The sequence below is a fragment of the Marinobacterium zhoushanense genome, from assembly GCF_014641945.1.
In the GTDB taxonomy this organism is placed as follows: domain Bacteria; phylum Pseudomonadota; class Gammaproteobacteria; order Pseudomonadales; family Balneatricaceae; genus Marinobacterium_D; species Marinobacterium_D zhoushanense.
This window is the reverse complement of sequence record NZ_BMIJ01000003.1, coordinates 366,600-377,936: the sequence shown is the minus strand read 5'-3', so window position 1 is coordinate 377,936 and position 11,337 is coordinate 366,600. Positions and strand designations below refer to the sequence as shown.

The following is an 11,337-nucleotide window of genomic DNA, read 5'->3' as shown; positions in this document are numbered from 1 at the left end:
CCCGCGCTACTTAGATCAGCCACTCAGGCATGGGATACCTCGAACGAGCCAACCAGTTGCTGAAGTTTGGATGCTGTCACACGCGCCTGGTCGGAACTGACATTCAGCGAGCGTATCGCATCCCCCATCTCGGCACTGATGTGCGCCACATCGCCAGCGGTCTTACCGTTCTTCTGGCTGCTCTCATCGATATGCTTGATGATGGAGAACATCTGTTCGACCAGATCGTGTAGCTGGGCGTTATCGGTGGAGGCGCTCTGGGTCATCCTGAGGTTCTGATCCACCTCTTCGACCCCCTTCTCCATAAACCGGACCGCTTCACCACTCTCGACCTGGATCCGCTCTATCTTGCTGCCGATATCCTGGGCTGCGGCTTCGGTTCGTGCGGCAAGGCCCCGCACCTCGTCCGCCACCACGGAGAAGCCGCGACCATGTTCCCCCGCTCTCGCCGCCTCAATTGCGGCATTGAGTGCCAGCAGATTGGTTTGCGCGGTTATCTCGGTAATCACGTTGACGATCTCACCGATCTCCGAGGTGCGCTGATTCAGCCCCTGCATACGCTCGGTAGAGGTCAGTACCACGTCACGGATTGTCTGTGTGCCCTCGCGGGCGCTCTCGTAGCTGCGCCGTGCCTCTTCCACCACCCGCTCCATCGCCGCACGCATCTCTTCTGCAGTCATCGACGCTCGGGAGATATCCTCCAGCTGCGCCGACACCAGCGCCATCATTTCATCGATGGCGCTTCGTACCCGGCTGGCAGAGTGGTGCGCCACCTGGTTACGCGCCTGCATGGTGTTGCTGGTTTGCTCGACGCCATCGGCGGCCCGGATCACCTGGCCCACAATCGCATCCAGATTATCGACGAAACTGTTGATCCAACGGGACAGGTCGTTGGTCTCGTCGTTGGACATACTGTCGGTATCGATCCGCTGACGCAGATTACCCTCACCCTCGGCCAGGGTGCGGATCACCTTGGTCATCCGTTCCATCCGCCGGGACAAACGCTTGGGTCCACAGGCCAGGTAGGTGAGCCCTCCCGCCAGCAGCAGCCCCGCTTCAACCAGATATGTGGCCAAGTCCGGCAGGGCGATCAACTGCTGTACGGCGATGCCCAGCCCCCAGGCGCCGCCCATGGTCAACGTCAGTAATCGGGTCTGCTTGTACGTCAATGAGCGACGGCGATAGACCTCTTCGAGGTCCGCCTCGCACATCATCCCCCAGCGATCCGGCGAGCCCGGCATCTGGAACGTCACGCCCTTGCCGATCACGGGAATATGCCGGTAGTCGGAATAGCCCGGATAAAGGACGTAGAGGTTTTCCCCCTTGCGGATCGTTTCCCGCACGCCGGGATGCAGTTGTCCGGTAGCCGGGTCGGTAAAGCGGATCTCGAATTCCGTGTGCTTTTGAATACGCACGGTGCCGAAACCGGTATGGATACCACCCTTAAGGTTCTCGCCGTGGGAGAAGGTGTTGTCCTCGAAACGGGAACGGGACAGTGCGGTCCCCTGCTGTATGGTCCGGTCAAAGTGTGACTCGACCATAAACAGGTAGTTGTCGCCGGACTCAGGGTAGATGTGCCCCGCTTCACGCTGGATCAGGTCACCAATTACATCGTTTGGTACCCGTCCACAGATACAACCTTTGACCACCCCATCAATGACCAATGGCTGGTAGAACATCAACGTAACCTGGTCGTGAAATCTTGAGCTTGATGGTCCGAGAGATTCGGTTACCGGATCCCGGTAGGGCCCATGCAGAAACGGCTTTCTCAACCCCTCGCTCAGCGCGCGAAGATCGATATCGTCGGCGCCGATGCGTCCGGGTGTAGTTGAAAAGGAGATTTCGCCCTCAGCGGTGACAAAGAACAGTTCAGAAAAATCGTCCGCCTGGCTCAATTTGGCCTGGAACAGCGAGGAATCGATTTTGGGGTAGTGATCGACCAGTTGTTCGGCCAGGTTCTCGACATGGCTCCACTGATTCTTTGCCCAGCGTTCAAGTATTGCCACACGGATACGTGCGACGCCTTCGAAGGTATGCTCAAGTACCTCGGTCGCATCACGATTGAGCATGCACGACCAACGCATGGCCAGCTTGCCCGTAGTACCAAACCAGGGTAGCCAGCGGCGTTCAGCGCTGGAAAGGTGCATCTGGTGGCTTTTGAACTGCTTCATTCACTCCCTCCCGAATCAAAAGTCGGAAGTGTTTAAGCAATCGGCGAGCCAAGTGTGTATAGCGAAAACCTTTAAGTTCAGGCAGCAAAAAACAAACTAGGCACCATTGCGGTGCACAATGTTTATTAATTAAACAAGCGACGCCCAATGTCGGTGCACAAAAGGCTATTTCTGATAAGGCGTATCTGCAACCGACAGCGTCGTTCTAAATCTAACCGATCAGGCCCTGCCATGGCGCACTATGAATGCACCATAACGAGTCACTTTGTGATCAGATGCCCAAGCGGTCCCGCATCGAGTAGTACCAGGCGCCGATAGCGCTGAACGGCGCCTGGAAAAGATGCCCACCCGGGAAGGGGTAATGTTTCAGCGTCGCGAAAGCTTCGAATCGATTCGAATTGCCCAATATGCGCTCGGACAGTAGCCGACCGGCCAAATGGGTATAGGTCACGCCATGACCGCTGCACCCCTGTGAATACAGGATATTGTCATCCAACATGCCGACCTGAGGCAGACGTGACAGCGTCATCAGGAAGTTGCCGGTCCAGCGGTACTCTATCCTGACCGCGTCGAGCTGGGGGAAGGTCTTCAGCATCTTCGGTCTGACCAGGCGCTCGATATCCTGTGGGTCACGCGCACCGTAGACCACGCCACCGCCATACAACAGGCGCTTGTCGCCGGAAAGGCGGTAGTAGTCGAGCAGATAGTTGCAGTCTTCGATACAGTAATCCTGCGGGATCAGCGCTTTCGCCAGGTCGTCGCTGAGAGGTTCTGTGGCGATCATCTGTGTGCCACAAGGCATCGACTTGGCCTTCAGTTCCGGCACCAGTCCACCCAGGTAGGCGTTACCGGCGATCACCAGGGTCTTGGCCCTGACGCTACCGCCCTTGGTGACGACTATCGGCTGCTCCTCGCGAGCGATGGCGATTGCAGCCGAGCGCTCGAAGATCTGCCCGCCCAGTTTGCGCACCGCCTCGGCCTCACCGAGCGCGAGATTGAGCGGGTGCATGTGGCCACCACCGTGATCGAGCATGCCGCCGACATAACGCTTGCTCGCCACGACGCCGCCGATGCCGTTGCCGTCGAGCAGTTCGAGCTTGTCATACCCGTAACGCTCCCAGAGCGCCTTTTGGTGTTCCAACTCGGCCATCTGCTTGTGGTTCAGCGCGGCGAACACGCCACCATCCTTCAAGTCGCACTGGATAGAATAGCGTGCGACGAGCTCACGGATAATGCGACCGCCCTCGAACGCCATGGCGCCCAGCTGATCGGCGATGCGCTTGCCGGCGGTACGCTCGATGATATCGATATCGCGACTGTAGCTATTGACGATCTGACCGCCGTTGCGCCCGGAGGCTCCCCAGCCCAAACGCGCCTGCTCCAGAATCACAACATCGACACCGCGCTCCAGCAGATGCAGCGCCGTCGACAGACCGGTGTAACCGGCGCCGATAATGCAGACATCACAGTCGATGTCACCCGCCAACTGCGGATATTCAGGATGAACATTGGCCGACGCCGCGTAATAGGACGGGGGATAGTTGAGATCCAGTTCGTTCATAATCACACGCTCAGTAACAGGAATTCACGTTCCCAGGAGCTGATAACCCGTTTGAAGTTTTCATGTTCCGCACGCTTCACTGCGATATAGCCATCGACAAAGGCATCGCCCAGGTATTTGCGTGCCGCGGCCGACTGTTCCATCCGTTCCACCGCGCTTTCTATCGTGGTCGGCAAACTGAAGTTTTTGCGCTCATAAGCACGCCCCATGCAGGCTGCTGAGGGCTCGATCTTCTCCATCATGCCCATATAGCCGCACAGCAGGCTGGCGGCGATCGCCAGGTAGCTGTTGGCGTCGGCGCCGGCCAGACGGTTCTCAAGGCGCTGGTTGTCAGCGTTGGATTCCGGGATACGCAAGCCACAGGTGCGGTTAGCGTAGCCCCATTCGACGTTGATCGGTGCCGAGGTATCCGGCAGAAAGCGGCGGAACGAGTTCACATTAGGCGCCAGCAGGGGCAATAGCTCAGGGATATAACGCTGCATTCCCCCTATGTGGTATTTGAACAGCTCGCTCATGCTGCCATCGGGATCGCTGAACACGTTCTTGCCGGTTTTCACATCCAGCACGCTTTGATGAAGGTGCATGGCGCTGCCAGGTTCGTTACTGATCGGTTTGGCCATAAAGGTGGCCAATACGCCATGCTTCATCGCCGCCTCACGCATGGTGCGCTTGAACACCTGAACATGGTCGGCCAGCATCAACGGGTCGCCGTGGAGGAAATTGATCTCCATCTGTGCGGTACCCTCCTCGTGGATCAGCGTATCGATCTCGAGGCCCTGGTACTCGCACCAGTCGTACATATCCTCGAACAGAGGGTCAAACTCGTTAGCGGCCTCAATGGAGAAGGACTGGCGCCCGGTCTCGGGACGGCCGGAGCGTCCAATGGGCGGAACCAGCGGCACATCCGGGTCGGCACAGCGCTGAGTCAGGTAGAACTCCATCTCCGGTGCCACAACCGGTTTCCAGCCTTTTTCGTCGTAGAGTGCCAGTACTTTCTTCAGCACGTTACGCGGCGACAGCGCGATCGGGTTGCCGTCACGGTCGTATGTGTCATGGATTACCTGAGCGGTCGGCTCCTGTGTCCAGGGCAGCAGAAAGGTAGCATCCGGGTCGGGATGGCAGACCATATCGATATCCGCGGGATCGAGCAGTGAATAGTAGATATCATCGTCGACCCAGTCGCCGGTCACGGTCTGCAACAGTACACTCTCGGGCAGGTGCATCCCGCGCTCGTAAAGAAACTTATCGACCGGCGAGATCTTGCCACGGACGATACCGGTCAGATCACTGATAACACACTCTACCTCAGTCACCCGGTTCTCCTTGAGCCAGGTTTCAAGCCGCTGCATCTGATCCCCCTATATAGGTCTCGAATTGCCAAACATCTCCGCCACGACGGCGTCGAGTACCTGAAAAGCATAGTTAAACAGGCCGCACCCTGCTTCAGCGGGTGCATGTGCGAACGACGTTACAACCAAAGCCATACACGCGCAATCGCACCGGTTCAGCCTTAATAAAATTAATATGTTGACTTTATTCGGGGCATGGCATTCACTCGATATTAGCGGGAGCTGAAGCATCCCGAGCGTAAAATGGTGAAACATGACTAAACAATCTAACGGGTGGTTGGAGCTACCCGAACCGGCTGAAGCCGAAGCCTTCCTCGAACAACACCCTGACCTGCAGTTTGTCGATCTCCTGATCGCGGATATGAACGGCATCGTCAGAGGTAAACGAATCGATCGTTCAGCCTTGAAAAAGGTGTTTGAAAAAGGTGTCGCCCTACCTGCATCTCTCTATGGTCTGGATATTCTGGGCGCGACCGTCGAAAGCACCGGTCTTGGACTGGAGATAGGTGAAGCCGACAATATCTGTTATCCGATCGCCGGCACCCTGTGCATGGAACCCTGGCAGAAGCGCCCTATCGCGCAGCTGCTGATGACCATGTATGAAGATGACGAGACCCCCTTCTATGCCGATCCACGGACAGTACTCAAGCGAGTGCTCAAACGCTTCGGCGAACTGGAATTGACTCCGGTTACCGCGTTCGAGCTTGAGTTCTACCTGATCGACCAGGAGAACATCGCCGGCAGACCGCAACCGCCGAAATCACCGATCTCCGGCAAACGACCGGAAAGCGTGCAGGTCTATTCGATCGACGAGCTGGACGAGTACGCCGATTTTCTCTCGGACGTGATCGAAACCGCGCGTGATCAGGGGATCCCCGCCGATACCATCGTTGCGGAATCCGCGCCGGGCCAGTTCGAGATCAACCTGCACCATGTGGCGGACCCGATCAAATCCTGCGATAACGCCACGCTGCTGCGTCGGGTGATCAAGAGCGTCGCCTACGACCATGAGATGGATACCACCTTCATGGCCAAGCCCTACGCCGACCAGGCGGGCAACGGTATGCACCTGCATATCAGCCTGATCGACAAAGAGGGGAAAAACGTATTCGAACTCGACCCTGACAGCGAACAGCCTAACGACATCATGCGTTGGGCCGTGGGCGGGTTGATCGAGGCGATGGATGACTATCTCGCTATCCTCTGTCCCAACATCAACTCCTACCGCCGCTTCAGCCAGGGCTTCTACGTACCAACCTGGCCCTGCTGGGGGGTCGAGAACCGCACCACCGCCCTGCGCCTGCCGCTTGGCGAACCGGAGGCGGCCCGTATCGAGCATCGTTTGGCCGGCACGGACTCCAACCCCTACCTGTTGATGGCCGCGATGCTGTCGGCGATCCATTTCGGGATCACCCACAAGATCGAACCACCACCCCCGATAGAGGGCAACGCGTACGAGCAGCAGGAGACCAGCCTGCCCAACAATCTGCGTGATGCGCTGCGCGAGTTGGAAAGCTCGGGCATGATGCGAGAGTATTTCGGTAACGACTTCCTCAACGTATTTATCGCCTGTAAAGAGCATGAGGTGGAGCAGTTCGAACGCACCATCTCCGACCTCGAGTACACCTGGTACCTGCATACGGTGTAGCACTTTCGCAGCCAGCGTCGTAGATCCAGAGCAGCCGGGCACAGCCCGGCTCTCTTTTGCCTGTTCAGAGCCTTACCTGTGTGTCCGGCAACGCCTGCAGTTGCGCCAACAGAGCATCGGGGAGCGGGTTTTCCTTCAGCTCCAACTCCTGCAGCATGCAGGGACTGGGCAACTCCAGCGTGCTGATATTGTTACCGCTCAGGCGTACCTTCCGCAGCTCGGTGTTGGCACTGAGTCTGATGCTGGACAGATCGTTATCGCTGGCAAAAAACTCCTCCAACATCGGATTGTTCGACAGATCGATCACTTCCAGATTGTTGGTGAATAACTCAAGCGTCTCCAGTTGCGTGCAATTGCTGATGTCGAGCTCGCTGATCTCGTTATTGCCGGCGAACAGGTCAGTCAGTTGGGTGTTTTTCGACAGGTGAAGCCTGGTGAGTTGGTTTCTCGTCACATCCAGTACACGCAACGCAGTCAGATACTCGATACCAGCCAGACTCTTGATCTGTTTTTTACGACAGATCAAGCGCGTCACCTCTTCAGCATTTTCCGCTTTCGTATCCAGAACACACTGTTTAAAAGCGTCATCTTCAAAAGGTATCTCAGCTACTTTCATATTGAACGCCTCGCCTCTGTTGGGAATACGACATTTTTCAAGCCAATCGGCCTCTAATCGGGCCGGCTCAGGAGTACCGAGCAACGGTTATGCCAGTGCTCTCATGCCCGTATCCAGCGCAAGAACGGTGTGAGAATAGAGGTTCGGCCGTCCTGGCCAGGATGGTGCATACCTGAGGAAAAGAGCCACATACAGGAGCCCCGAGCGATGGCGAAAGTACAGATTCTGGTCGGTACGACCAATGGCAAAGCGCTGCAAATCGCCAAGGTATTGGGGGCCCTGCTCGAACGTCTGGGCCACGTAGCGCGCCTCAATGAGACACCGCAGGCTGCAGATCTGGTGCAGGATCTCGAAGAGGTCCTGCTGATCTGCTGCTCGACCACCGGCGATGGCGAGCTGCCACGAAGCCTGTATCCCCTGTATCTCGCGCTGGAAGATCGGTCTATCGACATGCGGGACCGCGCGTTCGCGGTAGTCGCACTGGGTGACAGCCGTTACCGACAGTTCGCTCAAGCGGGTTACATGATGGAGAATGCGTTCTATCTGTCCGGCGCCAAGCGCATCGGAGAGATATTTACGCTGGATGCGGCGCATGTTGCAAATCAGCCTATGGCGGCTGCGCAGTGGGCTCAGGCCTGGGCGCAACACCTGCCAGAGGCAAGCTGACTATTCCGTCTAAAGGCCTGCGAGATCGAGCGTGCGTTGGTCCGGTTCGCCCCCGTAGTACTTATCAAGCAATTGCTCGAACACGCTTCCCTTGGGCGAAACTCCGGCAAAGAGTGTCGCACAGGAGCGCACTTTCATATCGTCCGGCATACCGAGAATGTCGCGAGCACTCCGGCCCTCGACCGCAAGCAGCGTCTCCGCGCACTCGATCAACCGCGGTCCCAGTAAGGGGTGTTCGAGATAGGCTCGCGCTTCATCCAGGGATCCGATGGCATATATATCAGCCCTGACGCTGCGGCCAAGCCCGGAAATCTGCGGGAAGATATACCAGATCCAGTGCGAGCGTTTGCGCCCGCTTTTTAGCTCCCACAAGGCTACCTTATAGTCGCGCGCCTGCGGCTCCAAGAATCGCTTCAGATTGTAAGGATCAACCGCTTTTGTCATGTGTAAGCCTCCATACTGGCCAGTGCAGCTCCTACATATCTTAGCCCCTTAACTCATTGGTCACCTAAACTAACCTTAAGGCAACAATACGAAAAGCATCGGAGCATGTAATGGCACTGGATCTCACGACAGAGAAGGAACTGATAGAACTGATTCGCGACGTCGCACGTAACGAGATAACACCGCGTTTTCGGCGGCTACACCCGGATGCCGTGCGCACGAAAGCCGCATTCGACGATCTGGTAACCGAGGCCGATCTCTGTTCCGAACAGGCTATTGCGCTAGGCATCAACCGGCTGCTGCCCGATGCCGTGGTCATCGGTGAAGAAGCAGTGGCGGCCAACCCAGCCGTGCTCGACGGTCTACCCGGAGCGGATCTGGCCGTCATCATCGATCCGATTGACGGCACATGGAATTTCGCGAATGGACTTGCCACCCACGGTGTACTGATTGCGGTTACCGAGCGTGACGAAACCCAGTTCGGCCTGCTGTACGATCCCGTGCTGGATGACTGGATCCTTGCCCGTCGCGGTGGCGGGACTTGGTACTGCAATCCCGGTTGCGAACCGGTTCAACTGTTCGTCAGTGCTGAAAAGCCGCTCAATGCGATGGTCGGCTTTATCTCAACCTTCAGTTTTGCGGCGGCTGAACGTGCGCACGTCAGCAACGCAATATTGAGTTTCGCCCGTGCCCATACCCTGCGTTGCGCCTGCCATGAGTACCGGCTGCTGGTTCGGGGCAACGTGGATTTCTATATCAACGCCAGTGCCAAACCCTGGGATCATGCCGCGGGCGCACTGGCGGTACAGGAAGCCGGCGGCTGTGTTGGCATGATGGATGGACGCGATTACGCGCCGACCATCAGGGATGGCTGCGTGGTTGCAGCCAACTCCCATCAGGCACTGGAGGCGATCCGCCAGCAGTTTGTCAGCCCCGATAGAAGACCGGTCACGGAGCCGAACCTTCGCGAAGAGTGACACCCCGGCAGAGTACTTGTCACCTTTGCCAGACGCTTACAGGGCTATCCAGGTGGCCTTGACCTCGGTGTACTTCTCGAACGCATGCAGCGACTTATCGCGACCGTTGCCCGACTGCTTGTAGCCTCCAAAGGGGGCGGTCATATCGCCGCCGTCGTACTGATTTATCCAGACCATGCCGGTACGCAGCGCCTTGGCCATCCTGTGCGCACGGCTCAGGTCTGAGGTCCACACTGCTGCCGCCAAGCCGTAGGCACTGTCGTTGGCAATCGCGATTGCCTCCTCCATGTCGGTGAAACTGATCACCGACAGTACCGGACCGAAGATCTCCTCCTGGGCGATCTTCATGGCATTGGACACACCATCGAACAGGGTTGGCTGCACATAATAGCCGCCACTCTCGCCATGCGCCCGCTCGCCGCCAATCACCAGCTTCGCCCCCTCCTGGCGCCCAGCCGCGATATAACCCAATACGGTATTGAGCTGCTGCTCGTCGACCACGGCGCCGCAGTTGGTTGCCGGATCCAACGGATTGCCAGGGTTCCAACCCTTCAGCTCGTCGATCACCATCTCGACAAACCGGTCCTTGATTGACGCTTCCACCAGCAAGCGTGATCCGGCGGTACACACCTCGCCCTGGTTGAAGGCAATTGCCGAAGCCGCGGATTGAGCAGCCTTTTTCAGGTCGGGCGCATCGGCAAACACAATATTGGGACTCTTGCCGCCCGCCTCCAGCCAGACCCGCTTCATGTTGGACTGTCCGGCATAGATCATCAGCTGCTTGGCGGTGCGGGTTGAGCCGGTAAACACCAGCGTATCCACATCCATATGCAGTGCCAGCGCCGAACCGATCTCATGACCGAAGCCCGGTACCACATTCAGCACCCCCGGGGGGATACCTGCATCCACCGCCAATTGAGCAACACGGATAGCGGTCAGCGGCGATTTCTCCGACGGTTTAAGCACTACCGAATTACCGGCAGCGAGCGCCGGACCCAGCTTCCAGCAGGCCATCAGTAACGGAAAGTTCCAGGGTACGATAGCCGCAACCACGCCGACGGGTTCGCGGGTGATCATACCAATCTGGTCATGCGGTACCGGTGCCAGCTCATCGTAGATCTTGTCCACCGCTTCACCGGACCAGCGTAGCGCCCTAGCGGCATTGGGAATATCCACCCGGCTGGAGTCGCGGATCGGCTTACCCATATCAAGGGTCTCCAGCAGCGCCAACTCTTCGATATTGGCTTCGAGTAGATCGGCGAAGCGGATCATGACCTGCTTGCGTCGCGCCGGCGCCATCTGCGACCAGGCTCCGGCATTGAATGCGGCGCGGGCGCTGGCCACCGCCAGATTGGCATCCGCCTCGTCGCAGGCCGCGACCTTTGCCAACAGTCGACCATCGATGGGGCTCAGGCAATCAAAAGCCTTGCCCGACTGCGCCGGCTGATAGCGACCGTCGATAAAGGCCTGGCCATTGATAACCAGTGCATCTGCTACCGCCTGCCACTCCTCAAAGCTCTTTCTAGACTTTTGTTTAGTGCTCATTATTCAACGCTCCATACCGAGGCGATTCCGGCGTTCGACTCAGGATTCAAGATTCTTGCGAAGCTTACTTCCTTACAGTGTAGAGCGTAAACACAAAGCTCTTGCGGCATTACCCCGACTTTTCGGCATGCATCAACTGGGTGACATAAAAATCAAAAATCATAGAGATGTTCTTATTCATAATAAGGAAAGCAGTTGTGTCATATTTTCATGACAAAAAGACAAACGATGTGAAGGCGAACACCAGGAATACAATAGTATATTTTAAATAATCTGATATCGCGCAAAAACCATATAAAAAATAATGATTTACGATGATTAAATATGTACATTTTTTATTGTGGAAACAAAATAACTACT

9 protein-coding genes are annotated in these 11,337 nt (G+C 57.0%); 3 read left to right on the top strand and 6 right to left on the bottom strand.

Annotated features, from left to right (window positions below):
* Window positions 1-23: 23 nt before the first annotated feature.
* The 3 genes from IEX40_RS08880 to IEX40_RS08870 form a co-directional block, all read right to left on the bottom strand.
* The gene (locus tag IEX40_RS08880; RefSeq protein ID WP_188747377.1) at window positions 24-2,171 is read right to left on the bottom strand and encodes a methyl-accepting chemotaxis protein; all 2,148 of its coding nucleotides are present in this window, start codon (window positions 2,169-2,171) and stop codon (window positions 24-26) included.
* Window positions 2,172-2,442: 271 nt separating this feature from the next.
* Window positions 2,443-3,732, bottom strand: coding sequence for an NAD(P)/FAD-dependent oxidoreductase (locus IEX40_RS08875; RefSeq protein ID WP_188747375.1), 1,290 nt, complete (start codon window positions 3,730-3,732; stop codon window positions 2,443-2,445).
* Between the two features lie 2 nt (window positions 3,733-3,734).
* Window positions 3,735-5,081 carry a glutamine synthetase family protein gene (locus tag IEX40_RS08870; RefSeq protein ID WP_188747373.1) on the bottom strand — a complete coding sequence of 449 codons (1,347 nt, stop codon included), beginning with the start codon at window positions 5,079-5,081 and terminating at the stop codon, window positions 3,735-3,737.
* 253 nt (window positions 5,082-5,334) lie between these two features.
* Between IEX40_RS08870 and IEX40_RS08865 the strand changes: the two genes are divergently transcribed.
* The gene (locus IEX40_RS08865; RefSeq protein WP_188747371.1) at window positions 5,335-6,729 is read left to right on the top strand and encodes a glutamine synthetase family protein; all 1,395 of its coding nucleotides are present in this window, start codon (window positions 5,335-5,337) and stop codon (window positions 6,727-6,729) included.
* A 64-nt stretch (window positions 6,730-6,793) separates the two neighbouring features.
* Here IEX40_RS08865 and IEX40_RS08860 read toward each other — a convergent pair whose 3' ends face one another.
* The gene (locus tag IEX40_RS08860) at window positions 6,794-7,345 is read right to left on the bottom strand and encodes a leucine-rich repeat domain-containing protein (RefSeq protein WP_188747368.1); all 552 of its coding nucleotides are present in this window, start codon (window positions 7,343-7,345) and stop codon (window positions 6,794-6,796) included.
* A gap of 207 nt (window positions 7,346-7,552) precedes the next feature.
* Between IEX40_RS08860 and IEX40_RS08855 the strand changes: the two genes are divergently transcribed.
* Window positions 7,553-8,011 (top strand): flavodoxin domain-containing protein, encoded by a 459-nt coding sequence (locus IEX40_RS08855; RefSeq protein ID WP_188747367.1) that lies wholly within the window; start codon window positions 7,553-7,555, stop codon window positions 8,009-8,011.
* Window positions 8,012-8,020: 9 nt separating this feature from the next.
* On the opposite strand, the gene IEX40_RS08850 is transcribed toward IEX40_RS08855, so the two are convergent.
* On the bottom strand, window positions 8,021-8,455 hold the full coding sequence (locus IEX40_RS08850) for a DUF1810 domain-containing protein (protein ID WP_188747365.1): 435 nt from the start codon (window positions 8,453-8,455) through the stop codon (window positions 8,021-8,023).
* A gap of 110 nt (window positions 8,456-8,565) precedes the next feature.
* On the opposite strand from IEX40_RS08850, the gene IEX40_RS08845 reads away from it, so the two are divergent.
* A complete protein-coding gene (locus IEX40_RS08845; RefSeq protein ID WP_188747363.1) occupies window positions 8,566-9,432 on the top strand; it encodes an inositol monophosphatase family protein in 867 nt (288 codons plus the stop codon).
* Between the two features lie 36 nt (window positions 9,433-9,468).
* Here IEX40_RS08845 and IEX40_RS08840 read toward each other — a convergent pair whose 3' ends face one another.
* A complete protein-coding gene (locus IEX40_RS08840; protein WP_188747361.1) occupies window positions 9,469-10,977 on the bottom strand; it encodes an aldehyde dehydrogenase in 1,509 nt (502 codons plus the stop codon).
* Window positions 10,978-11,337 lie beyond the last annotated feature (360 nt).